The organism is Modicisalibacter luteus DSM 23508 (assembly GCF_000378505.1).
In the GTDB taxonomy this organism is placed as follows: domain Bacteria; phylum Pseudomonadota; class Gammaproteobacteria; order Pseudomonadales; family Halomonadaceae; genus Modicisalibacter; species Modicisalibacter luteus.
Genome location: NZ_KB899997.1, coordinates 180145 through 206107, shown reverse-complemented (window position 1 = coordinate 206107; position 25963 = coordinate 180145). Strand labels below are relative to the sequence as shown.

Here is a 25963-nt window from a genome sequence, read left to right as displayed (position 1 = left end):
GCAAAAGGCCTTGTCGCCGCCTGGCGACACTACTCAAGACAGGCCGTATCAGAGAGGATGGTGCACATCGCATCCGTGGGGCAAGTACGAGGAGAGCCGTCCATGAAATCCCGATATCCAAGACGGGCCATGGCCTTGGTGGCCGCCCTGCTCATGAGTCTGCCCGTCGTAGCCGATGAGGCATCCGATCGCGCCATGCGTGAGGCGTTGGAAGCGGCCCGCAACCGTGAGTGGAGCCGGATCAACGACTCTGTCATCGAAGATCACGTTCTGGCCGGCTACGTAGAATACCATCGCCTGCGCAGCCAGCTACCCCATGTGACTCCGGAGATCATCAATGGTTTCCTGCAGCGTCATGCAGACTCGCCGCTGAGCGACTGGATGCGTGGCGTGGCCCAGGTCAGCTACGGCAATGCCAAACGTTACGATGCGCTTCTGGCCGTAAGCGACGGCAAGCCTCGAGGCACCATACGCCAGTGTTATTACTACACGGCATTGCTTGATCGTGATCCGCCGACCGCTGCCCAGGGTGGACTCGACCTGTGGCTGACAGGCCGCTCCCAACCCAGTGAGTGCGATACGCTGTTCGATACGCTACTCAACCGCGGAGTCATTGACAGTCGGGCCATCTGGCAGCGCATGATGCTGGCCTGGGAAAACGGCGAAGACGGCCTGATGAGTTATCTGGCGAAAAAGCTTCCGGCGTCCTGGAGTGATGCCCAGCAGGCACTGGATCGCCTGAAAGGCGACTACGCCGGGGTGACTCGCGTGCCGGTCGACCTCGGCCCTCAAGGCCAGGCCAGCGCCGCACTGTTCACGGCGGCGATGTACAACTTCACCCGGGCCGATACCGAAGCCGCGCTCGAAGCCTGGCGTAAGATCGGGCCGCATCTGTCTCTCAACGACGAGCAGAGGCACAGTGTCGAGCATGACCTGGCCTTCTACTCCTTGGTGCGAGAGATCGACAACAATCGGGGGTGGGTCGATGACGTGCTGCCACGTCTGGCCAATGGTGACCTGCTTGAGTTGCGAGTGCGCCGTGCCCTCGCCGAGCGCAACTGGAGCGACGTTGTCCATTGGGTGCATCAGATGCCCGACGATCCGCGCCAGGACGCGCGCTGGCAATACTGGCTGGGTCGCGCACTGGAGCAGCTGGGTGATGAGCAAACGGCACGCAAGGCCTACGCCGCGGCTGCGGACGAACGCAGCTTCTTCGGATTCGCGGCGGCCGACAAGCTCGGCCAACCCTACGCTCTCAACATGACCCAGGCTACCTTCAACGATACCTACCGCCGCGAAGTGGCCAACTGGCCCGTCGTGCAGCGCGCCGAGGCGCTTCAGCGCATCGGTGAGCCGGGGCTGGCTCGCAGCGAGTGGTACGCCGCCGTGGAGCGTGCGAGTGAAGAAGAAGCAAGGGCCCTGGCCGACTACGCGCAGCAGCGCGGCTGGTATGCCACGCTGGTCCAGACGACCATCGCCGCCAATCAGTGGGATGCCCTGGCATGGCGCTTCCCCAGTGCCTATCAGGACAGCTTCTTGCGCTGGGGTGATGCCAATGGCGTCGATCCGTTTCTGCTCATGGGCATTGCGCGCCGTGAAAGTGCCTTCAATAACGAAGCGGTTTCCCCAGTCGGTGCTCGTGGCCTGATGCAGCTCATGCCCGGTACGGCAGCCCACGTCAGCTCGCAACTGGGCATCGACACCCCCAGCATGGGGGAATTGTTCGAGCCAGAGACCAATATCCGCCTGGGTAGCCACTACATCAGTCGCATGCTGGATCGCTACAGCGGCAACCGACTCGCAGCCACGGCCGCCTATAATGCCGGTCCAGGTCGAGTGGATCGCTGGCTGAGCGAAGCCCCCCGGGAGTTCGATCTTTTCGTGGAGAGTATCCCTTTCCGGGAGACGCGCGATTATGTCCAGGCGGTGCTGGCCTACCAAGTAATCTTTGCCAGCCTGGCCCAGCAAGGCAGCACTCAGGGCATCGCCATGCTCTCCCCCGCTGAACGCCAAGTGAGTTACGATACCTCGCTGCTGGCGCGCAATTGAGCCTCCGCCCCGACTGAGCGACCGCGCCCTTGGGCGCGGTCGTCATTGTCAGGGACGTTGCTGCAAGGCCAGCTTGACACCGAAGGCCACCAGTACGACCCCGGTCACGCCGTCGAGCGTTCGTGAGACGCTGCGTTTGGCCAGCCAATGCCCCGCCTTACCGACCATCAGCACGATAGCGATTTGCCAAAGGTTGGCGATGACGAAATGCACCAGGGCCAGCCACAGCGACTTGAGTAGCGCCGGGTCGCCGGGAGCGATGAACTGCGGAAGGAACGCCATATAAAAAACAATGGTCTTGGGATTGAGCACATTCGACAGGAACCCTTCACGTACCGGCAGCCACAGCGAGACGTCGCGCCGGGCTGACTCGAGCCCTGAAACAGGCAGTGGATTGCCACGCCGCGCACTCAGCAGGCTTTGCATGCCCAGCCATACGAGATAGGCAGCTCCCAGCAGCTTGAGTACGCCGAATGCCCAGGCCGACTGCAGCAGGATTAGAGAAATTCCTAACGCCGATACCGAGGCATGGACGAACAGGCCAAGGCAGATGGCCAGACTGGTTACAACGCCATCGCGTACGCCACCGCGAGCAGTATTGCGAATCACAAGAAGGGTATCTACACCAGGCGTCATGCTCAGCAACGTGATGGCCAGCACGAAGGAGAGAAACTGCGCATCGATCAACATGTATTTCTCGAATCAAGACATGGGAAGCAACCAACGCCAAATCGCGAAGCCACCAATGACAACGGCTGCAATGCCCAGCATCAGCATCAACCCATCATCGGCTACCAACCCCAGCCCCATCAGGACGATGGCTAGCGCCGGTATCGCCGCCGCAAACGGCAGCAGTTCGAGGGGAATCATGCTCAGGGCAAGGATCACCGCCAGGACTGCCACCAGTCGCCGCGAAAGCGGATTGACCAGCCCCATCATGCGCGGCTTGAGCAGTTTATCGAATCGAGCCGTCCATGGCGTGACCCACTTGACTCCACGGTGAAACTTGTCGTGATCGAAACCTCGCTGCCCCAGGCGTCTGGGCAGCCAGGGGCTCGATTTACCAAGCACGAGCTGGCCTGCCACCATGGCAATGAACAGCCCGCAAAGGCTCGGCACGCCGGGTATGGCCCCGGTTGGCAACAAAACGATCAATCCGGGCAATACCAGCAATGGCCCGAAGCCGCGGGAATTGAAATTATCGATGATGTCCTGCAAATGAATACGCCGACTCGTGGGTATTCCATCGAGCTGCTTCAGCAGGTCAGTTAACGCTTTCTGGCGGGTCATCCCTGTCCCTCCCGGCGAATGGTGACAGTCCCGTGCCACTTCCAATGGCCTCAGTGGCTGAAGATCTCGCGACGCGAGTGCTTCAGGGAGATCTGATCGTTCAGTGTCCAGAAGTCATACAGCACCCCGATCAAGAACAGGCCTCCAGTCAATAGATACAGCAAGCCGGTTAACCACTTGCCCATGTACATGCGATGAAGGCCTAGCACCCCAAGGAACGTCAGCAACACCCATGCCACAGTATAGTTGGTGGGGCCGGCCTGAAACCGCAAGTCGGCCTCACGGTCCATGCTCGGAATCAGGAACAGGTCGATCAGCCAGCCGATCAAGAACAGACCGAACGTGAAGAACCAGATCGTGCCGGTGACCGGCTTACCGTAATAGAAGCGGTGCGCGCCGGTGAAACCAAATATCCAAAGCAGATAACCGACTGCCTTGCTATGCGTATCGTTGGATGACAATTGAACCATCTTCCCTCCTAGCCTCAACACAAGAATTTCGCCCATCATGGCGTAGCCCAACGGTTAAATGACGCCAAGCTCTCGTAAACGTTCCTTCAGGTAACTGTCGGCAGTGTGCCGTGACGACAGTACAACTTCGGGTCTCGGGTGGAGGAATAGCGGCAACGAAAGGCGCGAATGGAGACGTGCCTCGCCAAGAGGGTTCGTTACCCGGTGCGTCGTCGACGGAAAATACCCTTGCGACGCTTCCTGCAACATGTCGCCAACGTTGATGACCAGTTGGCCGGGGTCGCAGGGAACTTCGTACCAGGTGCCGTCGCCGCCACGGACTTCCAGCCCCGGCTCGTTAGCGGCCGGCAACACCGTTAGCAGATTGATATCCTCATGAGCGGCAGCGCGTACCGCACCGGGCTGCTCACTCCCGCTGAGCGGCGGATAATGTAGCACGCGAAGCAGCGTTTGCTGGCTACCCTCGATCATTTGCGAGAGCGGCTCGCTATAATTTAGTGCGATGTCAGGCGGTGTCTCTGACTCGACCCAGCCGAGTAGCGTCGATGCGACCTCATTAGCGCGGCGATAGTAGTCGAGAATATCATCGCGCAACGAATCGGGAATGCGCCCCCAAGGGTAGACGTGGTAATACTCCTTGAGATCCTTGAAGGCATGCCCTTTGGCTGTTTCCGAAACGTCAGGTGGAAAGTAGCCATCCTGCCGCCCCTGGTCGTAGCGCCACTCGGACTTCTCAGCGCTGTTGAAAAAAGCCAGCCAATCTCGGTAGATCGAGCTCACCAGTTCGGTGGGTATCGGATGATTGCGCAGCACACCGAAGCCAGTCTCTCTCAGCGATTGAACGAAGCATGCGGCGGCGTCGGGCTGGGTATAATCGACGTTCTGGACGTTCATGCGATTTCCATCTATGGTGTTTTTGCGGGGCATCGTAACGTGTAATCCATTCACAACGTAGATTGTCGTGGTAGCAGGAAACGGTGTATCAACCGCTGTGTTGGTTAGCAGGTAACAATTGCGCCAGTTTTTATCGACTCCCTCGATGAATCCAAAGCGCATCCCTTACCTTACCTAACCACGCATTACGGGCATTACGGTAAGGCTAGCGCCTTTCCTGCCCAGCACCATTATTAGTTAGTTAAGGAAATCGAAACATGGCAACTGGCACCGTCAAGTGGTTCAACGACACCAAGGGCTTCGGCTTCATCTCTCCGGACGACGGTGGTGATGATCTCTTCGCCCACTTCTCAGAGATTCAGGCTGAAGGCTTCAAAACCCTGCAGGACGGCCAGAAGGTCTCCTTCGAGGTGACTCAGGGCAAGAAAGGCCTTCAGGCCGCCAACATCAAGCCCGTTAGCTAAGCGCTGCTGGCTTGACGGCAACGGCACCCCATTGGTTGCCCGTTGTAAAAAAAGGCCCGCTTCGGCGGGCCTTTTTTATGGCCCCCTCATTTTTCTCATGCTAACGCATGAAAAAAATAATGCTTGACGATTTTTCGCTGAAGCCGCATGCTCAGCTTCGTTGGTTTGTAGGCAGAATGACGTCAGTTGTGATCGATTCCCTTGGAACATCCTCGTGCGCGTTTCTCTGGCATATAAGCCTCGCACTGACGATTGACGGATAATGTCCCGCAATCTCATCAACACCTCAGTAACATCAAGGAAATCGACAATGGCAACTGGCACTGTCAAGTGGTTCAACGATACCAAAGGTTTCGGCTTCATCTCTCCAGACGACGGCGGTGACGACCTGTTCGCTCACTTCTCAGAAATTCAGGCTGACGGCTTCAAGTCCCTGCAGGATGGCCAGAAGGTCTCCTTCGAAGTCACTCAGGGCAAGAAAGGCCTTCAGGCTTCCAAGATCAAGCCCATCTAATCGAATGCATGCCATTTGCATGCATCACGAAGCATGATTCATTCATGCCAGGCTGATCGGCACTCTTACAAGAGTGCTAAAAGAACCCCACCTAACGGTGGGGTTCTTCGTTTCAGGCAATAAGTTAAACGCTCGACTTCACGGGACTCCCGTTTCGTTCGATCCCGACCAGATCCTCATAGGCGTGCCACGATGCATAGCCAAGTACGGGCAGGATCACGGCCAGTCCGATATAGAACGTGGCCATGCCGATCACTGTGCACCCAGTCAACATAGCCGCCCAGAGCAGCATGGGACGAAAATTACGGGCCACACTCTTTACGCTGGCCTCGATGCCTTCCATGAATGTCAGGTCGCGATCCAGCAGCGTAGGAATGGCAACCACACTGATGGAAAACGCCCCGAAAGCGAGCACAGCGCCAATACCGGACCCCACCACTAGCATGCCGATTCCTTCGGTTGTCGTGAACAAATCGATATAGAACGTCTCCGGACTGGGAATGTAGTAACCGAAGAACAGGGCAAACAGCAGTGTCGCCGTTCGGATCCAGGCCATGAAGAAAATCACCATCATGACTCCCATCATTGCCAATTGCCCGGTATGTGACATCCAGGCTCCGAAGGCATCGCCCAGCGTAGGCTGACCTCCCTCGCCAAGACGGCGGCTGATTCCATAAGATCCGACAGCTACCAGTGGCCCTAGAAACATGAAGCCAGCAACCATTGGCAACAACCAGTGCCAGAGCCCCAACGCAAAGCCCCCTGCCGTGACGGCCAAACTCAACCCGACCCAGAGCAGGCCGTAAGCCAGGCTGACCGACATGGCGGCGCGAAAATCGTTGATCCCTGCCATTAACCATCGTCGAGGTCGCTGTAGGTCAATGTCCCGTATGACAAGCTGCGCATTGGTTCGAGAGAGAGGAATATTCCTGGTAGCTGCTGCTTTCATAGCGTTACCCCCTACCGAGGCATGGCGGCGGTTTGACACGGGATAAGAGCCTCGGTGCAGTACGCGGTTGCGGGTTGCGGTAGGGCAAATCCGGGTAGGAAGGTGTGGGTAGGCTAGCGAGGAGGGGATACCCGGCCTCCGCCCTTCCTTTCAATGTAGCCGACGCAACGCGAGGATACCGAATCGGCAGGTCGGTCTGGACATGAATTAATCAAGGTATGCCACCCAGCGAGCCAGCGCCTCGGTCTCCCCTGCTCAAGACCCATGCAAACGAAAATGCCCGGCATAGGCCGGGCATTCGCGTTACCGCTTTTTACCAAGACTCGTCATGTTCAGATCGATGAGCCGGATAGAGCTTTCGCGTATTGGGACACCTCAGGCAGGCGCTGTCGCTGTCCTCTTGCTGCGGCGTCGCTGCAGCAGCACCACCAGAGCGAATACCGCAAGCCCTGGAATCCACATCCACTCTTTGGACCAGCGTTCTACCGGTGCCCTGACGGAGACGATCTGCTGATCGAACTCGAAGCCCAGCTCTTCAGCTTGGCTGCCGAACGTGGTCATGTCGACCAGCGTCTGTCCATCTTCTTCCATCAGCTGCAGCCCAAGACTCTCCATACGCTCGGCACCTGTCTCGCCATCCGGCACTGGTACCAGGACCACGAAACTGGTCGGGTTGCCATACGCATCAAGCCCCTCAATGCGTACCCGCAGGTTACTGCCTTCATCCACATTGCCCATCGCCTGCTCGAACTGCGATGGCGGGACGTCACGGTACGGATCGTGGATCATGTCCATCCAGAACCCGGGCCGAAACAGCGTGAACGCGACTAGCAACAAGAGCAGGCTCTCGTACCAGCGGTTGCGTGTCAGCATGTACCCCTGCGTAGCGGCGGCGAAGATCAGCATGGCCACGGTGGCGATGAAAAAGATCACCACACCTTGCAAGAGTGAGACATCGATCAGCAACAGATCGGTGTTGAAGATGAACAAGAACGGCAACGCCGCGGTACGCAGACTGTAATAGAACGCCTGGAAGCCGGTGCGTATCGGATCACCGCCCGATACTGCCGCCGCCGCAAACGACGCCAGGCCAACCGGAGGCGTAACATCCGCCATGATTCCGAAGTAGAACACGAACAGGTGTACGGCGATCAACGGCACGATCAACCCGTTCTGCTGGCCCAAGGATACGATAACCGGCGCCAGCAGGGCCGATACGACTATGTAATTCGCTGTGGTCGGCAGCCCCATACCCAGAATCAGGCTCAACACTGCCGTCAGCAACAGCATGAGCATCAGGTTGCCCATCGACAGGGTTTCAACCAGATCAGCCAGGACTAGCCCGACCCCGGTCTGCGAGACGGCCCCAACAATGATACCAGCCGCGGCCGTGGCAATACCGATACCGATCATGTTGCGAGCACCGGCAATCAGGCCATCCCAAAGATCGATAAACCCGTTCTTGATATCCGACGCCATGTCGCTACGGCCCCGGAAAATGGCCATCAAGGGACGCTGGGTCAGCATGATAAAGATCATCAGAACCGTGGCCCAGAAAGCCGACAGCCCCGGTGACAGGCGCTCGACCATCAGGCACCAGACCAGCACGATAACCGGCAAAATATAGTGCAACCCGACCATGACTGTCGGCTTGGTCTGCGGAAGTGTCATGGTCTCCTGGCCGGGATCATCTATTTCCAGTTCGGGGTAGCGCGATCCCACCTTCAGCAGGCCGACATAGACCACCCCGAGCGCAACAGAAACTACCCACGGCGTGGTATCGCCGAGCACCGGCTTGAGCCAGCCCAGGCCGTAGTAGACGATGAAGGACAGCGCCATCAGCGCAATCAGGCCCGTCAGGAAGCCGATAACCTTGCGCAGAAACGGCTTGGCCGGATTGCTGCTCTCCAGCCCCTGCATACCGGCCTTGAGGGCTTCCAGATGCACGATATAAATCAGGGCGATGTAGGAAATCAGCGCAGGCAGGAAGGCATGCTTGATAACCTCGACATAAGAAATACCGACATATTCCACCATCAGAAACGCGGCAGCGCCCATCACTGGCGGCATGATCTGCCCGTTGACCGAGGAAGCCACCTCGACAGCACCGGCCTTCTCGGAGGAAAAACCGACACGCTTCATCATCGGAATGGTGAAGGTGCCGGTAGTCACCGTATTGGCAATGGAAGAGCCGGAAATCAGGCCGGTCATGCCCGAGGCCACCACGGCAGCTTTAGCCGGCCCGCCACGGTAGTGGCCCAACAGTGAAAACGCGACCTTGATGAAATAGTTGCCGGCACCGGCCTTATCGAGCAAGGCGCCGAATAGCACGAACAGGAAAACGAAACTCGTCGACACGCCAAGGGCGATGCCGAATACCCCTTGGGTGGTCAGCCACTGGTGATTGGCCAGCGCTTCGAAACTTACCCCGCGATGCGACAGCATGCCCGGCATGTAAGGACCAGCCAGGGAATACACCAGAAAGACGATCGCCACGATCATCAGCGGTGGCCCCAAGGCACGGCGCGTTGCCTCGAGCAAGAGGACGATGCCTACCACAGCTACGATCACATCCTGAAGAATCGGCGCTCCGGGCCGCTGGGACAACTGTTCGTAGAAAATATAGAGATAGGCACCGGCAAACGCCGCCACGGCAGCCAAGACCCAATCAGTAACGGGCACTCTGTCACGCGGTGAGCGCTTGAATGCCGGATAGGCCATGTAGGCAAGAAACAGGGCAAAGGCCAGGTGAATCGAGCGCGACTCGGTGGCACTGAAGACACCAAACCCGAAGATGAAGGGCAATGGCGAGGCGATCCAGAGCTGGAACAGCGACCATGCAGCGGCCGTTCCAAGCAGGATCTTGTTGGGCACTCCGCCCAACTTTCTCGAGCCGGTATCGCTGGCAGCAACCAGCTCCTCCAACTCGTTGGATGACGCCGAGGCGCCCTTGCTGTTTTCAGCCATACTCGTAACCTGCTATAGACTGAGCGGAAAAAGGCGGTATCCACAGCCTTGCATCGTATTGTCTCCTACCGGCGGTAGACGACATAACCGAAAGATGCGCGGCAGCTATCAGCTCCGCGCATCGTCCGGGTTGGTACTCGATTGCCTCCGTCAGGAGATCATTCGATCCAGCCTTGCTCCTTGTAGTAACGTGCCGCCCCTTCGTGTAGCGGTGCAGTCAGGCCGTTACTGATCATCTCTTCGGGCTTGAGGTTGGCAAACGCCGGGTGCAGGCGCTTGAAGCGGTCAAAGTTTTCAAAGACTGACTTGACGGTGGCATAGACCACGTCGGCATCGGTATTTTCATCAGTGACCACGGTAGCCATCACACCGAAGGTGTTGACGTCATCCGGGTTACCTTTGTACAGGCCACCTGGAATGGTCACCGTCGAGTAGTAAGGATACTTCTCGACCAGTTGGTCGACAGCTTCGCCTTCGAGCGGAACCAGCTTGGAATCGACGGTAGTGGTCGCTTCCTGGATGGAGCCGTTAGGGTGGCCCACCACATAAACCATGGCATCGATATTGTTGTCGGCCAGAGCGGCAGCCTGCTCGGCCGCAGTCAGCTCGGAGGCCAGTGAATAGACATCGCGTGACCAGCCCTTGGCATCCATCAGCACTTCCATGGTGGCGCGCTGGCCGGAGCCCGGATTGCCGATGTTGACACGCTTGCCCTGAAGGTCGTCGAGCTCATCGATGCCGGCATCGGCACGCGCCAGCACGGTGAGCGGCTCGCCATGCATCGAGAAGACCGAGCGCAGCTCCTTGAACGGCTGCTCGAAGTTGCCTTCACCGTTGTAGGCGCGGTATGCCACGTCGGACTGCACTACCCCCATGTCCAGCTCATCGGATTTGATGCCGTTAACGTTGGCAACGGAGCCGCCGGTGGAAGGCGCGTTACACTTGATATTCTGCTCTTCGCTGCGGTTGACCATGCGGCACATGGACTGGCCGACCACGTAGTAGACCCCCGTCTGGCCACCGGTACCGATGGTGATGAACTGCTCTTGTGCCATGGCCGGTGTAGATAGCGTCGCGGCACCCAACATGGCACCGGACAGCATGGCAGCTGCGGAAAGGGAGTGGCGTTTCATGCAAGATTCCTCTTCATGAGTTGTTTTCGAGTATCGGCGATGGTCGATAGCTTTGCCGTTCAAAGACTGACTGGACACAGACCAACCTGCCGATCGGCATCACTATCCCTGCATTATCAAGATACGCATTGCCATGCAGGGCTGCAAAAGCAATCCCTGAAATGCCGTGCACGCTAGCTGGCAATGCAAACCAATGCACCCAAGGCTAGTGCATCAGTCGCGTTTATAGTGCGTTAATCTAACAGTATCTATACATTGCAAACAGGTTTTTTGTTACACAACGCCAGACCAGATGGTTTCACTTCACGCAAAGTTGCTGGCAAGCGTTTTTACTGGTCTGCAAGAAGCCATGCATATTCCCCCTGTGATCCTCGTGTCCTTCAGGTGCCCTGCCTCCATCCGTCGCGCTCTCAATCACGGCTTGCCCCTGAAGCGTACCATTACAGGTTGTAGCCGAGGACACGCGGTAACCATAAAGCGATTTCCGGGAACAGCGCCACCAACAGCAGTGCCCCCCCCATGGCGACCACAAACAGCAATGCCCAGCCCATCGTTTGCTCCAAGCGGATCCGAGCCACCTCGGTAGTTACCATCAAGTTAACCGCGACGGGCGGCGTGAACTGGCCAATCGCGATATTCATAGCCAGCAGGATACCGAACCACACAGGATTCCAACCGAAGTGCTGCATCACCGGTACCAGGATCGGCATCAGGATCAGGTAGATCGAAATCGCATCAAGCAACATGCCGGCGAGTAACACGGCCAGCATGATCAGTAACAGCAGTACCGCTCCGTTATCGGATAGCCCGATCAGCCATTCCGCCATGTGGCGGAACGTCCCCAGCATGGTCCCGGCCCAGGCGAAGATGCCAGCCAGCGCGATGATCAGCATGACCACACCGGAGATTACCGCGGCCTCGCCGAACAGGTTCCACAGATCACGCCAATCCAGCTCACGGGTAATGACCAGCCCTACCACGACGCCATAAGCGACGGCAGCCACCGCCGCCTCGGTCGGGGTAAACAGGCCACTGCGCAGCCCACCGAGAATGATGACTGGCGCGAGCAACGCCGGCAGTGCCTGGCGAAAGCTCTCCCCCAACGCAGGACGCTCGGTGGACTTCGGCGCCTCCCAGCCGTGGCGCCGCGCCAGCAAGAAAGCCGGTATCAACAGAGACAACCCGGCCAGGATGCCGGGGAACAGGCCCGCCGCGAATAGCGCCCGCAAGTCGACTCCGGGCACTACGATGGAGTACAGGATCAACGCCACCGACGGTGGGATCAGGATTGCCGTCGATGCAGAGGCTGCGATGAGCGTCGCCGAGAATGGCCGCGGATAACCGGCACGGGTCATGCTCGGCAGCATGACCATGGCCACTGCGGCGGCATCTGCCGGCCCGGACCCGCTCATGCCACCCATGATCATGCACACCAGTACGGCAACCAGCGCCAGTCCACCGTGCCGTGGCCCGATCAACGCTTGTGCAAACCGCACCAGCCGGGCCGCGACCCCAGCCCGCTCGAAGATCAGCCCGGTTAGGATGAATAGCGGAATCGCAATCAGTGGATACTTGGCCACGCTGTTGTAGGTATTGGTACCCAGCGTGGCGAGCATCGCCGGTGACAGGCCGGTCACGATACCCACGGCCCCGGACAGCCCCAGCGCCAAGGCTACCGGCAGGCCTGCGATCAGCAGCGCGATGAAACTCAGTATCATCCATAGGTCAGGGCTCATCGTCGGCCAACCTCCCTTGCAGGCGATCCCAGGTCTGTTGGGTCAGACGCAGCAGCATCAAGGCGGCCAGGACCGGTAGCCAGACGATGTACCACCATTGCGGAACCCCCAGGCCCGGCGACTGGGTTTCCCAGCGATACTCCTCGATGGCCAGCTTGGCGCCGAACCACACCATCAGTCCCAGGACGATTGTCCCGGCCAGCCATTGAACAACGATCAATGCTCGCCGCGGGCCACCAGGCAGGGCCCGTTCGAGCAGGCCGATGCGTATGTGGCCGTTACGCCGCATCGCCACGGCGGCCCCGGCAAAGGTCAGGACCACAAGCAGAAACACCGAGATCTCCTCGGTAAATGCGAAGGACGCATTCGTGACATAGCGGACAATCACATTGCCCAGGCTGATGAGCGCGATGACGATCAGGGCCAGGGTGGCGAGCACCCGCTCCAACCGGGCATCCGGTTTCGATTTCATGACAAGGCCATCTCGAACCGGGACCGATGCCGGCCGACCCAGGGGTCACCGGCATCGGTCCCTTTGACAGAAGTGGGAAGCTCGGGGATCAGCGACTCTCGACCGCCTGACGGGCCGCATCGACGAGTTCCTGGCCGATTTCCGGCGCCCAAGTCTCGTAGACACTCTGAGTAGCGTCGACGAAAGACTGACGTTGCGTCTCGTCGAGCTCGATGACCTCGACACCGCGTGATTTGATGGCCTCCAGCCGCTCATCCTTCTGGTCCCGGGACATCTCGATCTCCCATTGACCCGCATCGATCGCCGCCTGGCGCAGCAGTTCACGATCCTCCTCGGGCAGTTGCTGCCAGACCCGCTGATTGGCGGCGAAGATCAGCGGATCGTTCATGTAATGCCACAAGGTAAGGTATTTCTGGCCGACCTGGTCGATGCGCGCCACGTCGAAAACCGACAGCGGGTTCTCCTGGCCGTCGACTGCGCCAGTTGTCAGCGCCGGCTTGGCGTCGGCCCAGCTCATCTGGGTGGGGTTGGCACCCAGCGCAGTGAAAGTATCCTGGAACAATGGCGAGCCCACTACGCGGATCTTGAGTCCATCGAGGTCATCCGGCGAATCGATGGGCAGCTTGGAGTTGGACAGTTCGCGGAACCCGTTCTCCCCCCAGGCCAACGGCACGACGCCACGTGACTCGATGGCATCGAAGACCATCTGTCCGGCTTCCCCACCGGTAATGGCATCAACCGCATCAGTATCTGGCATCAGGAAAGGCAGCGAGAACAGGTTAAGCTCGGGCACCTGTGGCGACCAGTTGATGGTCGAGCCGACAGCCATGTCGATCAGGCCCTGGCGCATTGCCGAAAACTCCCGAGTCTGGTCACCACTGACCAGCTGCGAGTTGGGGTAGACGCGCAAGGTAATGCGTCCATCCGAACGCTCTTCTACCAGCTCGGCCCATTTCTCGGCCGCCTGGCCCCATGGAAAATCGGCGGAAAGAACGGTGGAGACAGAATATTCACGTGCCTGGGCGCTCAGGGCCACGCAAAACAGGGCAGCTCCCGCCAAGGTGGCGGAAAGCGAGGAGAAACGGCGTGTCAGCATGTTGTGTTCCTTGCATGCAGCCGGCCGGAAGTGCCGGCACGGGCATCGTTATCAGTATCGTCGTGGGACGCATGGAGCCGTCCCGATCGCTTGCAAGGTCCTTCGGATACAAAGACCGTGGGTGGCCGGCTTGTGGCGCAGCCGGAACGGGAAACGCGGGATAGGCGCGAATGCGTGCCCGTTCCTCTGCCATTGTAAGGGCCATTACGCTGAAGGAAAGGCTCCGTTGGGCGAATGCTGTTACATCAGGGCAGAGTGACCTGATCGCCCACCTTGACGCCATGCGCCTCAAAGAAGCCGGCATTGACTTCCAGAGCGTACTGGAAAGGCTCTCCGGCCTGATAGGTCGGGCACCGAGCATTCACGTCATTGCCACACGGCACCATGGTGTCTATGGCACGGATCGTCCCTTCGGCGCCGATGAAAGCGACATCCAGGGGGATTCGCGTGCGATGCATCCAGAAGCCGGTAGAAGGCGGTTGCAGCTGCTGATAGACGAACAACATGCCAGCATCGGCGGCGAGACGGTCCCGTTCCATCAGGCCAAACGCCCGCTCCTTCGTAGTACGTGCGATCTCCACGTTCAGGCGATACGCCTGTTCGCCGTTGTCGATGGTCAGGGTGCCCTTTTCCAAGGCCTCGGCCGGTAGCGTAAGTAGTAACGCCAGTCCCGGCACGAGGGTCGCCCACCATGCTAGCGCCTTGATGTGCTTCATGTTGTTCTCCCAACAGGAATCACCATGCCAACGCCCAGGGTCGCCAGGCTCCATGCCACACCCCTATACTGTCGCCCGCCCCAACTCTGATCAAGGAAGACCTGTGCCCCTCCGCGACCTCCTGCTGGGCCTGACTATCATCGCCATCTGGGCGCTCAACATCATCGTTATCAAGCTCGGCGTGGCCGACATGCCGCCACTGTTGCTGATGACGCTACGCTTTTTGCTCGTTGCCGCGCTGATCGTGCCCTTTACACGCATCACCAAGAAGCAGTTGCCTTGGCTGTTGCTGTTATCGGTGACCTTCGGCGGGCTGCACTTTCCTCTGCTGTTCCTGGGGCTGGGCGAAGCCGAAGCGGGCACTGGTGCCTTGCTCGTCCAGATGGGCACGCCATTCGCCACTCTGTTGGCTGCGGTCTTTCTCAAGGAGCGTCTCGATCCACGCCGCTGGCTGGGCCTGGCGCTGTCCTTCGGTGGCGTTGTGGTGCTCGCTGGCGGGCCATCGCTGCCATCCCTGCTGCCAATGGCCCTGTTGCTGGCCAGCGCCTTTTTCTGGGCCGTTTCCAACCTGATCATCAAGGCAGCGCCTGATATTTCGCCGCTAACGCTCGCTGGCTGGATCGCTCTATTCGCCATACCTCAGGTTGCGTTGGGAACATGGTGGTTTGAAGATGAGCAATGGGCAGCGCTATCACGAGCCGGGTGGGCCGGGTGGGGAGCGGTCTTCTATACAGCCGTGATGTCTTCTATCGTTGCCTATGGCATGTGGTACCGGCTACTGCAGAAACATCCAGTGAGTCGTGTCGTTCCTCTTTCGCTACTCATGCCAGTATTTGCCGTACTACTCGGCATGTGGCTACTCGGCGATCCGCTGGGGGCCAACAAGCTGGCCGGCGGGCTGATGGTGATCGCCGGGCTCGCCGTCATCAACATTCGCTTCAAAAGAAAAGGCGCATGACCGTTACCGATCATGCGCCCCTTCCTATCAAGCAACGAATTTAACCATCTCGACGCGACGACTCGGCATCGTCTGCCGTGTCGTCGATGTTGCGCTTCTGCTGGGTCTTTTCCTTGGACTGGCTACCCTTGATCGAAGCCTCCTGAATATATGGCTGATGCCCAGGCTCGCTTCGTGATTTCGGTGACTTCTGATCGTCGACGTTTTCGTCGGGACGATATACCGAATCGCGATCATCACCCCCACGTGGAGTGTTGTCTTCGGGCATGTCGCGTTCCACCATGTTCCTGGCCTTGTCCTTCTCGTCGAGGCGCTTGCCGTCCTCGCTACCCGTATCCTTCTTGCCTGACTCAGACATAGTCGTCACCTCCCTTGTGTCGAACCAATGACGAATCCCTATTGACCGTAGTTATCACCACCTTGGATGGCAAGCGCTCCAACGAAAACAGGCCGCAGACGATGTCTGCGGCCTGTTTCCTGTCACCAATTGCTACTGCCCGACGAGCAGCCTGTCGCTTACTGGTTGGCAGCCTTGGAAGCGGACTTCACGTTGTCCTCGACCAGTTTCTGGCTCTTTTGCATGAAGTCACGATTCAAGGCGACGACCTTCTCGGCATCGACCTTGAGCATGTCTCCCATATCCTTGGCCACTTTCTGCTGACCTTCGACGTAGGAGCGGAACCCTTCGGGATCCTTGACGCTCATGAACGCGCGCATCTGGCCCAAGCTTGCCTCAGTATAGCTCTTGGTAAACTCCATCTGAGTCTTGACCAACTGCTCGGTATAATCAACGGCCAAAGAGGCGTATGCACGCGCCGGGCCGAAGAACAGGGATTCGAACTGTTGTGTCGTCTTGTCAAAATCTTTCGTAGCCATGGAAGCCACCTCCATTCGATCTGCTAATAGCGAAGGTTTCTCCTTCGTTGCAGTGCACAATAGCAGAGCCTTTATTGCGCTGCAACATGAACAACACTGACAATCGCTGAATACGCTACGCTGCCTCGTAAGATGCCCTGTAGCTAGCCGTGGAGATACCATGCTGACTATCGAGGATATCCGCGAAGCACGAGCGTGTATCGCAGGTACGCTTTCCGCTACTCCCATCCTGACTGAGCCAAATTTTTCTTCGACCTTGGCGCAGCGCGTTCTGCTCAAGTGTGAACTTTTTCAGAATACGGGTTCCTTCAAGCCACGTGGCGGTCTCAACTGGATCGGCACCGCTAGCGATGCCGAACTACGGCGCGGTCTGGGTGCCGTCTCCGCAGGAAACCATGCCCTGGGGCTCGCCTGGGCCGCACAGTCCGCGGGAGTCGACGTCACCATCGTCATGCCCGAAGGGGCCAGTGAATTCAAGGTACAAGGTAGTCGGGAACTGGGCGCCGAAGTGATCTTGCATGGCGATATCAACGACGCTTGGGCATTGATGCACCGGCTCGTGGAAGAGCGCGGGTTGACGCTGGTTCATCCCTATGACGATTTGCGCATCATAGCCGGGCAGGGAACCGTGGGTCTGGAAATTCTCGAACAGGCCCCTGAAGCCGCTACCATTGTCTGTCCTGTCGGTGGCGGTGGGCTGCTCGCAGGCATTGGCGTTGCCGCCCGCGCCTTGCGCCCCGACATTCGAATCATCGGAGTCGAACCGGAAGGTGCAGCGAGCATGCAGGCCGCCTGGGCGCATCAGGGCCCGTACCGGCTAAACTCGGTCGAGACGCATGCGAAGAGCCTGGGCGCGGCCATTGTCGGTGAACACACCTACGCCTTGTGTCGCCATCATGTCGACGCCTTGGTTACGGTCAGCGAAGCAGGCATTCTTCAGGCAACGCAACACCTGCTGACCCAGACCAAGCTATTTGCCGAACCCGGTGCCGCCGTGGGTATCGCGGCCCTGCTTGAAAATCGCCTTCCGGACCCGTTGCCGGCAGGCGATATTGTCGTGGTCATCACGGGAGGCAACATGGGGCTGGACGAGCTGACCACGTTGCTCCTCTGTTAGGTTTGGCGGGCATGGCTAGGTAGCACTGCCGGTCAGTGGCTCGGCGGTGCGCCGCATGTTGGTGAGGATCGGGCTGCCCGTGGCCGGGTCGGATATCAGTGTGCAGTCAATTCCGTAGAGCCGACGCACGAGGTCTACAGTCACCACCTCGCCAGGCGGCCCCTTGGCGACCACGTCACCGGCATGCATGGCCACGAGGTGGTCGGCATAGCGACAGGCGCTGACCAGATCATGCACCACCATGACTATGGTCTTGCCGCTGGCGGCCAGGTCGCGGATCAGCTCGAATACTTCGATCTGATGCCCAAGATCGAGCGCCGAGGTGGGCTCGTCGAGCAGCAGCAAGGGCGTTTGCTGGGCAATCGCCATGGCGATCCAGGCACGCTGTCGCTGGCCACCCGACATCGCGTCCAACGGCCGGTTGGCCAAGCTCTGCAGATCGGCCGCCGCTAGCGCCTCATCCACTACCTGCCTGTCCTCGGCAGACCATTGCCGCAACCAGCCTTGGTGCGGCTGACGCCCAAAACGGATCAGCTCGGCCACAGTCAGGCCTTCTGGCGCTTGAGCCTCCTGAGGCAGCAGGGCCAGGCGACGCGCCAGCTCACGCGAGGGCAGTTGCTGAATATCGCACCCATCGAGCAACACTGCTCCTGCATGCGGCTTGTGAAAACGTGCCAGCCCGGCCAATAGCGTCGATTTACCGCAGCCATTGGGCCCGACGATCGCTGTTACCTGACCATGGGGCAAATCGAGATCCAGGCGCCTGACCACCGACACGCGACCATAAGCGAGTTCAAGCCCCTGGGTGGCGATGCCGCACTCTTGGCGACATGAAGCGAAGCTATCGGCGGAATGGGAAGTTCGGGTCATGTCAGGTCTCGAGCAGCAGGACGCAGCAGTATCCACAGCAGGAACGGGCCACCGACCACGGCGGTCACGATGCCGACGGGAATCTCGATCGGTGCGAACAGCAGCCGGCCGGCAAGGTCGGAGGCCACCATCATCACGGCACCGGCCAATGCCGATCCGATCAAGGGTACGCCACGCCGGGAAGATAAGTGACGGGCAATTTCAGGGCCGATCAATGCCACCAGCCCCACCGGGCCGGCCACGGCGACGGCCAGCGCCGTCAGGGCGACAGCCAGAACCAGGGCCAGCAGGCGGCACAAGCGGACACGAATGCCCAGGCCCTGAGCCACGGCATCGGAAAAGCGCAGAACCGCCATCGAGCGCGCCAGCATTTGCGCAGCCACGATACCCAGCGCCAGCCCCGCACCTAGGATCGACACTGCATTGCCGGAGCGCGCATTGAGACTGCCAACCGTCCACGGATACGCCGAGTTGGCCACGTCGATCGCTACCCGGGCCAACAGCAATTGCGTCAACGCCCCGAACACGGCACCCACGCCGATACCAGCCACAATGAAACGATACCCACGGGTTCCGGCGCCGCCGGCCAGGCCGAACGTGATCGCGGTGGCAACAGCGGCACCGGCCAAGGCCATTGGTGGTGGCGCCAGGCTGATACCCATCCCCACAACAGACACCACGGCGAAAGCCGTCGCCCCATTGTCGATGCCAATGATCCCCGGCGTGGCCAGCCGGTTGCGCGCCAGCGTTTGCATCAGGCAACCAGCCAGTGCAAAGGCGGCCCCGGTCAACAGGCCAGCCATCAGTCGGGCCAGACGCAGTTCCTGAACGACGAACACGGCCATGGCATCGCCCTGCCCCAACAGGGCCCGGATAGCATCCAAGGGCGGAATCATGGCGCTTCCCAGACACAGCGAGAGCAATGCGACCGTGACCAGCCCACTCCCCAACAGCAGGTTGGCCGAAACCGCTCGCTTGTCTAGCAGCATCGCGTGGGAGGGCGAGCCAGGCAAAGGCAAACGCCAGGTTCCCTCCGGCGGAGCGACCTGCAATCTGTCTCGCGAGGCATGCAGCTGCGCTTCGGCCTGTCGTGCGTCGTGGGGCATAGCGGAAGATGAATTCGAGCTCATGGAAAATAGGCGTTCATAACGTCGGCAAGCGCTGGCTGCGCACGACCAATATCAGTACGGGTGCCCCAATTAATGCCGTGAGCACGCCCAGCGGCAACTCGGAAGGCTGCACCACCAAGCGTGACACGATGTCGGCACTGATCACGACGAGGGGCCCCAGCGGCAGACACAGCCACAGCGTGCGACGGATATCGGGCCCAGCCAGTGCACGAGCGGCAAATGGCACAACCAGGCCGATGAAGGCAATCGGACCGGCAACGGCTGTCGTGGCACCAACCAAAATTGCCACTACGCCAATCACCAGCAGGCGCACCAGTTGGGGGTGATGACCAAGCCCCACAGCAACGCGCTCACCCAACGCCAGTGCCGCCAGCGGCCTTGCGATCAGAACCGTGACCACGCCCCCCAGAGCCATACTGGGCAGGATCGCGTGCAGGTCCTCTATACGTCGTCCCGCCAGGCTACCCACAATCCAGAAGCGGATTTCATCCGCGGTGCGCTGGTCGACGAGTAGAATCATCGAGGTCAGCGCTCCCAGCAGGCCGGACAACACCGCACCAGCCAACACCAGACGCACCGGATCGTTGCCGACCCCACGCATTCGCGCTGCAGCCAGCACACACAGGCAACCTGCCAGCGCACCCAGCTGAGCGACCGATACCCTCAGCGTGGCCGCACTGGCGCCCAGCATCAGCGCGACAGCAACGGCAAAGGCACTCCCGGCACTAACCCCGAGCAGCCCTGGCTCCGCGAGTGGATTACGTGCCACGGCCTGCAGCAACGCACCGGCCACACCCAGGGCCATGCCGACGACCAGCCCGATCAGCGTGCGAGGAAGGCGCAATTCCTGTACCACGAACACTGCCTCCTCTGCGTACTGGGCTGTTGTACCGTCCAGCTTTCCCAAAAGGATTAACAGCGAATCCAGAGGACCGATCTCGCCCGCCCCGAACAACAGGCTGAAAAGACATACGACGGCCAGACAGGCCGACAACAGCGAAAACATCGAAGGCAGGGAAAGCCTTTCTTTCCCTGCCACATGCGCTACACCCTGGCTCAAACTCATTCCTCGCGTTTTCGGCGTGAGCGAGTCTATCGCAGCGCCTCTTCGATATCATCCAGGATCGCCTCGGCGGCCAGCGGGCCCGTCGCGCTCGTCCACAGCTGGCCATCGACCGGCACCACCTGATCGCGTTTCACCACATCAAGACGGGCAAAGGCGGGAGACGACTTGGCAGAGGCCAGCGCTTGCTCACCTTCCTCGTTGAGCGTTGCCAGGAACAACCAGTCGCTATCGATACGCGCCAGGTTCTCCAGGCTCAACGGATCGCTGTGTGGGCGGCCCTGCTTGACGACATCACCGTCGTTGACATCAAAGCCGCTCGCGGCCAACAGCACATTGGAAAAGATCGCCTCCGACATGACCAGTGCACCTTGTGGCATCCAGCGCACCAGGCTGGCGCTCTCTTGCGAGTGCTGCTCGCTCAGCACGGCGGCACGCTGCTCGACGCGGGAGATGACCTCATCGATCCGGGTTTCGCGTCCCAGAGCCTGGCCGAAGAATCGCGCCTCTTCCTTCCAGGTATCTGGCTGGTAAGGTTCACTTGCGGGCACCAGCGTCGGTGCGATACGCGACAGCAACCGGTACTGTTCTTCAGGCAGGCGCGGCGCAGCCAGGATCACATCAGGGCGCTGCGCCACCACGGATTCAATGTTGATCTCGCGGGAAGTTCCCACGATAGCGATATCCTCAACCCGCGCCTGAAGGTAACTTGCCACCCCGTCACCGCCTCGTGTCGATACTGCCGCCAGCGGTGTCACGCCAGCAGCAAGGGCAGTATCCAACGCGCCTTCATACAGCGTGACGACACGTTCAGGCAGATCGACGACTTCTACATCACCGTAGGCGGTACTCAGCGTACGAGCGCTGGCGTGACCCACTGTCAATGCGCACAGGCCCAGCCCAATCAACATGCCCAGCCAGGGGCGACCCGCGGAACGATAAGACAACATATCAAGACTCCTGTTGTTGGAACGAAACATCACGTCACCGGATCAGTCACGCTGCCACTCGACAGTCAGAGACTCCTTGCTGGCGAAGCGCACCAAGTGACTGGCGATAACGCCTTCGAGCCGCTCCAGCGCTTCTCCGCTATCACTACGCCCCTGCAAAACCAACTCCCCTAGCTGGGCATGAAGCAATGCAGTGCCGAAGGGAAAACGGATCTCACCGCGCTCGTCATCGAACTCTGTTTCTGTCTTGTGGCTGAAATGGCGGCACAACTTCTTGAGATTGAGCGAAGGACTTTCGGTCTTTACCGTTGCCCTGGTGGTAGGCATGGCAATTCTCCGTTGTTGAAGAAAGCGGCGACTACGTCGCCGCCAGGTTCAGAAATTGACGTTGAGGCCTACCCAGTAACGGCGTCCGTCCTCGACGTAGCCGTACTCGTCGTAGGTAATGGTTTCGTCGAAGAGGTTGTAGACGCCGACATTCACCTTGGCCTGGTCAGTCAATTGGTAACCGATGCCGGTATCGACAAAGGTGTACGACGGTGCGACCAACGCACTTGACGATGGCCCGGTGGTCGGCTGGCTTTCCTCGCCACGGTAGGTAACGCGTGCCCATGGACTTAGGCGTTGTGTCGCCTGCCAGTCGAGGCCGGCTGTCGCCTGATGCTTGGGCAACTGAGTCAAAGGCTCGCCTTCGTATTCACCGCTCTTCTGCTCGGAGTCGGTGTAGGTGTAGCTGGTCGATAGCTCCAGTGTCGGGGTGAGCGGAGCAGAGAGTGAGACTTCGACGCCCTGAGTCACCGCCTCGTCGACGTTGATGCGTGTATTGGTCAGCAAACTACCATCGTCGTCGGTATCGTACTCGGTTACCGCAGGGCAGCTTGTTGCCGACCCGCATCGCACCCGAGTGATTTTATCCTTGAAGTCGTTATGGAACACCGTGATGCCGGCACTTAGCCCATTACGCGCATTGTACAGTAGGCCGAGTTCCTTATTGACAGAGGTTTCCGGTTCCAGGTCAGGGTTGCCATAGGTCGTACCACCACGACTGGCAGCGCCCCATTCGGCTGTGGTCTCGCGCAGGCCAGGGGCATAGTAACCGGTGGAAACGCCGCCTTTCAGGGTCCACTGCGGCGTGAAGTTCCAAACCCCGTAAAGTCTCGGACTGATGTGACTATCGTAGTTTTCCGAATCGTCTAATCGTATGCCGCCGGTCAAGGAAAACGTATCGGTCAATAACCATTCGTCCTCGGCGAACAGGGCCCATTGCGAGGCCTCGACCTCGGTACGGTCGGAAACTTGATTCGAGGTATAGTCTTCGAGCTCTTCTTCTTCGTAATCTGCGCCGACCGTGACGATGTGCGCATCTAGCGGCATGACTAGACTGGTCTTGACCTTGGTATTGGTGATGGAAATTTCCCGCGATTCGTTCTCGCTCGTTTCGCGCTGAACGTAGGTATCGCTAGTGCCGATATCCCAGCGCCCTGTATGGGTCACCGCCACGTGCTCATGGGTGAATTCGTCATACGAGTCCGAACAGCCGCCGCGGCAGCCTTCGCTTGCGGCAGAGCGTCCCATGTTGGACTCACGCGTCTGCTCTACCGTCCCGCCTTCTAGCGTGAATTCGTGGTTTAGCGTCGGGGTCAGTGATAGTCGTGCCGTCATGCTCCGCAGGCTTTTTTCTTCATAACCATTGAGGATGTCATCCTCATCGCGATGCTGCACTTGGCCATACACTTCCAGACCCAGCAGGTCCTTCTTGAGCGGGCCGCTCAGGTAGACATTGGTCTGCTGACTGTCCCCGGAGTCGTTGCTGTCCTGGATGACCGTGCTGGCCTGCAGGCTGCCATGCCATTCATCGGCAACTTTACGGGTAATGATATTGATGACGCCTCCCATGGCGTCAGAACCGTACAGCGTAGACATGGGGCCACGGATGACTTCAATGCGCTCGATGGCCTGTAGCGGCGGTAGCCAGTCCTGTTCGAAGCCGGCACTGCCATTGGGGCGGGTCTCACGTGTGGAGCGTGGTTTGCCGTCGACCAGAATCAGGGTGTACTGCGCCGGCATGCCTCGAATACTAATATCCGCGCCGTTGTCGCCCGCACCGCCACCGGTAACAATGACGCCAGGAATGCTACGTAGCGCGTCGGTCACGTCATTGAAATAGCGGTCTTCCAGTTCTTCGCGTTCAAGGACGCTGATCGAGGCGGGGGCATTCTTGACCTGCTGCTCATAGCCGGCAGCCGTTACTACGACATCGTCGAGATCCACTTCATTCTGTGCCTGAACCGATGCGCCGAAAGACCCGGCTACGGCCAGCACGAGAAGTTTCTTCTGATAATGGTTGGACATCGTTAACCCTTTGCTCACTCGCTTGATATAGGCATCAGCTCGTCACGAGTAAATGCGAATTTTTATTATTTAGATTGTTGCACGACATCCTGTCGGAATTCTTGCTACGTTACGTTTCGAAAGCTGCAACGCCTTCAACAGGACCGGGCAGCACAGAGAACGACAATTATTTGCATTAGCAAGCCGGATTGGGCAGGATGAGAGCGGTCACGCCGACAATACAGTAAGTGCAACTAACGCAGACGCCTATGTACGACCTTGAGGACCTGACCGCCTTCGCCACGGTCATGCAGAATGGCAATCTCACCGCGAGCGCCCGCCAGCTCGAGGTTTCCAAATCTACCGTCAGCCGACGGATCAGCCAGCTCGAGGCTCAGGTCGGCCAACCTTTGCTACGTCGACAATCCAACCGCTTGCTACCTACCGAGGCAGGTACCCTGTTTCTTTCCTACTGCCAGCAGATTCTCAGCCTGGCCGAACAGAGCCGTCGGGTACTGGATGATCTGAGCGGTGAAGTCAGCGGTGAGATGACCGCGCATGTGCACAGTGTCTTTGCGCGAGGCTGGTTTTCACGGCGCCTGGAGGAGTTTCTGGACAGTTACCCCGAGGTCCGTCTGGAATTGCGCACCCGGTTGCGTCCGCCCACCGGCCCCGACGACACCTCGCTCTGTCTTTGGCTGGGTGAGGTGGAAGAATGCGGCTTGCGCCAGGAAACGCTGGGCCACCTTCCCCGCGGCATTTATGCACATCCCGATTACCTGGCACGGCACGGTACGCCAAGCCACCCGCGGGAACTGAGCCAACACGCCTGGGTCGACCTGCTCGGTGACACTCAGCAGGGTCTCCAGTTGCATCATGCCACTGAAGGCATTTATGAATTCATGCCGCCACTGTCACGCCTGCGTGTCGACCAGGACGTCTTCCAGTCCGACGCGATTGCGCGTGGTCAAGGACTAGGTATTCTCCCCGACTGGCTAGTCGAGCGTCGCCTGCGTGCGCATCCAGGCACCATGGTTCGCTGCCTGGAAGCCTGGCACCCTCCCGCTCATCCCATCGTCCTGCTTTATCCCTTCGGCCGCCTGCCCCGCAAGATGGTCAGCCTGATCGATCATCTACGTCGCGCCGTGCCTGCTGCCTGGCGCAATGCCTCGCCAGCGTGTCCCCTAACGACACTTTTGCGCGCCTGATACAACACGACCGACAACTCACCGTTATCTTGGATGAGACGGACCTTGTGCAATGCTTCGGCTCAACCGCCATTGCATAGCGTGGCTAATGGCTCCCAACAAACACCGCCCCGGATGCCGCAGCACTTTCTTTTCATATGCTGAATTCAGGCATAACTCACACTTTTATTAAACTTTACGCACTTCTATATATGTCTCGATTCTGATTGTTTAATCCATCCAATAGGTTCTTTACATGAAGGTCTAGTTCAACTTTCCTGAAGTGGAGGTGTCTTCCGCTTGGGCTCCCCCCTCACGAAAAGTTTCACCTCATTACAATCAGCCTGACGGAGGGACTCGGTATGATTTCCGCAACTCAGCCCCGCGGTGCGACTGGGTGGGCCCTGCTAATCTTCGCGTTGATACTCGCGTTTCTAGGATTAGTCCTTGCCGCCGGCGGACTCTGGCTAGTGGCGTTGGGAGGCTCATGGTACTACCTCATCGCTGGCTTAGGCTTGATCCTCTCGGGCGTGCTGATGGCCAAGGACTCGCTTACCGGCGTCTGGCTCTATCTAGCCGTGTTTGCAGGCACCGTGATCTGGGCCGTATGGGAAGTCGGCCTGTCGCCATGGGAATTGCTGCCGCGTGTCTTCGGCTACATCGTCCTCGGTGTCATCGTGCTGTTGCTCCTGCCCACCCTGAAGCGTCGCCAGGCCACAACATGAGGAGCC

The 25963-nt window shown here is 59.2% G+C and carries 26 protein-coding genes; 7 read left to right on the top strand and 19 right to left on the bottom strand.

The genetic code is table 11. The features are described from left to right. Positions 1-102: 102 nt before the first annotated feature. Complete coding sequence (locus tag F568_RS0114620) at positions 103-2049, top strand: transglycosylase SLT domain-containing protein (protein WP_026300565.1); 1947 nt, start codon at positions 103-105, stop codon at positions 2047-2049. A 48-nt stretch (positions 2050-2097) separates the two neighbouring features. On the opposite strand, the gene F568_RS0114615 is transcribed toward F568_RS0114620, so the two are convergent. From F568_RS0114615 to F568_RS0114600, 4 genes are read right to left on the bottom strand one after another with little or no spacing between them, the layout of a single operon-like run. After that, the gene (locus tag F568_RS0114615; RefSeq protein WP_019019493.1) at positions 2098-2739 is read right to left on the bottom strand and encodes a LysE family translocator; all 642 of its coding nucleotides are present in this window, start codon (positions 2737-2739) and stop codon (positions 2098-2100) included. Positions 2740-2751: 12 nt separating this feature from the next. Further along, positions 2752-3339: an exopolysaccharide biosynthesis protein gene (locus F568_RS0114610; RefSeq protein ID WP_019019492.1), complete on the bottom strand. Its 588-nt coding sequence runs from the start codon at positions 3337-3339 to the stop codon at positions 2752-2754. Between the two features lie 50 nt (positions 3340-3389). Then, positions 3390-3809 (bottom strand): TM2 domain-containing protein, encoded by a 420-nt coding sequence (locus F568_RS0114605; protein ID WP_019019491.1) that lies wholly within the window; start codon positions 3807-3809, stop codon positions 3390-3392. A gap of 54 nt (positions 3810-3863) precedes the next feature. Next, complete coding sequence (locus F568_RS0114600; protein ID WP_019019490.1) at positions 3864-4703, bottom strand: 2OG-Fe(II) oxygenase family protein; 840 nt, start codon at positions 4701-4703, stop codon at positions 3864-3866. A 257-nt stretch (positions 4704-4960) separates the two neighbouring features. Between F568_RS0114600 and F568_RS0114595 the strand changes: the two genes are divergently transcribed. Then, the gene (locus F568_RS0114595; protein WP_019019489.1) at positions 4961-5167 is read left to right on the top strand and encodes a cold-shock protein; all 207 of its coding nucleotides are present in this window, start codon (positions 4961-4963) and stop codon (positions 5165-5167) included. 310 nt (positions 5168-5477) lie between these two features. After that, positions 5478-5681: a cold-shock protein gene (locus F568_RS0114590; RefSeq protein WP_019019488.1), complete on the top strand. Its 204-nt coding sequence runs from the start codon at positions 5478-5480 to the stop codon at positions 5679-5681. Between the two features lie 124 nt (positions 5682-5805). Here F568_RS0114590 and F568_RS0114585 read toward each other — a convergent pair whose 3' ends face one another. The 7 genes from F568_RS0114585 to F568_RS0114555 all read right to left on the bottom strand — a co-directional run bounded on the left by F568_RS0114585 (position 5806) and on the right by F568_RS0114555 (position 14750). Further along, entirely contained in the window at positions 5806-6534 is a 729-nt protein-coding gene (locus F568_RS0114585; protein ID WP_019019487.1) for a DUF2189 domain-containing protein, read from the bottom strand. A gap of 471 nt (positions 6535-7005) precedes the next feature. Then, positions 7006-9597, bottom strand: a complete 2592-nt coding sequence (locus tag F568_RS0114580; protein ID WP_019019486.1) for a TRAP transporter permease — start codon at positions 9595-9597, stop codon at positions 7006-7008. Between the two features lie 158 nt (positions 9598-9755). Then, positions 9756-10730 (bottom strand): TAXI family TRAP transporter solute-binding subunit, encoded by a 975-nt coding sequence (locus F568_RS0114575; protein WP_019019485.1) that lies wholly within the window; start codon positions 10728-10730, stop codon positions 9756-9758. 440 nt (positions 10731-11170) lie between these two features. Further along, a complete protein-coding gene (locus tag F568_RS0114570; RefSeq protein WP_019019484.1) occupies positions 11171-12466 on the bottom strand; it encodes a TRAP transporter large permease in 1296 nt (431 codons plus the stop codon). After that, entirely contained in the window at positions 12456-12938 is a 483-nt protein-coding gene (locus F568_RS0114565; RefSeq protein ID WP_019019483.1) for a TRAP transporter small permease, read from the bottom strand. Before F568_RS0114565 ends, F568_RS0114570 begins: the two co-directional genes overlap by 11 nt. 88 nt (positions 12939-13026) lie before the next feature. Then, positions 13027-14034: a DctP family TRAP transporter solute-binding subunit gene (locus F568_RS0114560; protein ID WP_019019482.1), complete on the bottom strand. Its 1008-nt coding sequence runs from the start codon at positions 14032-14034 to the stop codon at positions 13027-13029. A gap of 245 nt (positions 14035-14279) precedes the next feature. Further along, positions 14280-14750, bottom strand: a complete 471-nt coding sequence (locus tag F568_RS0114555) for a DUF192 domain-containing protein (protein ID WP_019019481.1) — start codon at positions 14748-14750, stop codon at positions 14280-14282. Between the two features lie 103 nt (positions 14751-14853). Between F568_RS0114555 and F568_RS0114550 the strand changes: the two genes are divergently transcribed. Further along, positions 14854-15708 carry a DMT family transporter gene (locus tag F568_RS0114550; protein ID WP_019019480.1) on the top strand — a complete coding sequence of 285 codons (855 nt, stop codon included), beginning with the start codon at positions 14854-14856 and terminating at the stop codon, positions 15706-15708. A 40-nt stretch (positions 15709-15748) separates the two neighbouring features. On the opposite strand, the gene F568_RS0114545 is transcribed toward F568_RS0114550, so the two are convergent. Next, positions 15749-16066 carry a hypothetical protein gene (locus F568_RS0114545; RefSeq protein ID WP_019019479.1) on the bottom strand — a complete coding sequence of 106 codons (318 nt, stop codon included), beginning with the start codon at positions 16064-16066 and terminating at the stop codon, positions 15749-15751. Between the two features lie 158 nt (positions 16067-16224). After that, on the bottom strand, positions 16225-16584 hold the full coding sequence (locus F568_RS0114540) for a phasin family protein (RefSeq protein WP_026300562.1): 360 nt from the start codon (positions 16582-16584) through the stop codon (positions 16225-16227). A 160-nt stretch (positions 16585-16744) separates the two neighbouring features. Here F568_RS0114540 and F568_RS0114535 point away from each other — a divergent pair, with 160 nt between their 5' ends. Continuing rightward, positions 16745-17701, top strand: a complete 957-nt coding sequence (locus F568_RS0114535; protein WP_019019477.1) for a threonine ammonia-lyase — start codon at positions 16745-16747, stop codon at positions 17699-17701. A 15-nt stretch (positions 17702-17716) separates the two neighbouring features. Here the strand turns inward: F568_RS0114535 and F568_RS0114530 are convergent, their stop codons facing one another. The 6 genes from F568_RS0114530 to F568_RS0114505 form a co-directional block, all read right to left on the bottom strand. Continuing rightward, the gene (locus F568_RS0114530; protein WP_019019476.1) at positions 17717-18571 is read right to left on the bottom strand and encodes an ABC transporter ATP-binding protein; all 855 of its coding nucleotides are present in this window, start codon (positions 18569-18571) and stop codon (positions 17717-17719) included. Next, positions 18568-19677: a FecCD family ABC transporter permease gene (locus tag F568_RS0114525; RefSeq protein ID WP_019019475.1), complete on the bottom strand. Its 1110-nt coding sequence runs from the start codon at positions 19675-19677 to the stop codon at positions 18568-18570. Before F568_RS0114525 ends, F568_RS0114530 begins: the two co-directional genes overlap by 4 nt. A gap of 37 nt (positions 19678-19714) precedes the next feature. Then, positions 19715-20707 carry a FecCD family ABC transporter permease gene (locus F568_RS0114520; RefSeq protein ID WP_019019474.1) on the bottom strand — a complete coding sequence of 331 codons (993 nt, stop codon included), beginning with the start codon at positions 20705-20707 and terminating at the stop codon, positions 19715-19717. Positions 20708-20793: 86 nt separating this feature from the next. Next, positions 20794-21714 carry an ABC transporter substrate-binding protein gene (locus F568_RS0114515; RefSeq protein ID WP_019019473.1) on the bottom strand — a complete coding sequence of 307 codons (921 nt, stop codon included), beginning with the start codon at positions 21712-21714 and terminating at the stop codon, positions 20794-20796. Positions 21715-21756: 42 nt separating this feature from the next. Continuing rightward, the gene (locus F568_RS0114510; RefSeq protein ID WP_019019472.1) at positions 21757-22041 is read right to left on the bottom strand and encodes a DUF2218 domain-containing protein; all 285 of its coding nucleotides are present in this window, start codon (positions 22039-22041) and stop codon (positions 21757-21759) included. A 48-nt stretch (positions 22042-22089) separates the two neighbouring features. After that, entirely contained in the window at positions 22090-24066 is a 1977-nt protein-coding gene (locus tag F568_RS0114505; RefSeq protein WP_019019471.1) for a ligand-gated channel protein, read from the bottom strand. Between the two features lie 248 nt (positions 24067-24314). On the opposite strand from F568_RS0114505, the gene F568_RS0114500 reads away from it, so the two are divergent. Both F568_RS0114500 and F568_RS0114495 read left to right on the top strand, forming a co-directional pair. Next, positions 24315-25253 (top strand): LysR family transcriptional regulator, encoded by a 939-nt coding sequence (locus F568_RS0114500; protein WP_019019470.1) that lies wholly within the window; start codon positions 24315-24317, stop codon positions 25251-25253. A gap of 341 nt (positions 25254-25594) precedes the next feature. Then, complete coding sequence (locus F568_RS0114495; protein WP_019019469.1) at positions 25595-25957, top strand: hypothetical protein; 363 nt, start codon at positions 25595-25597, stop codon at positions 25955-25957. Positions 25958-25963: the final 6 nt, after the last annotated feature.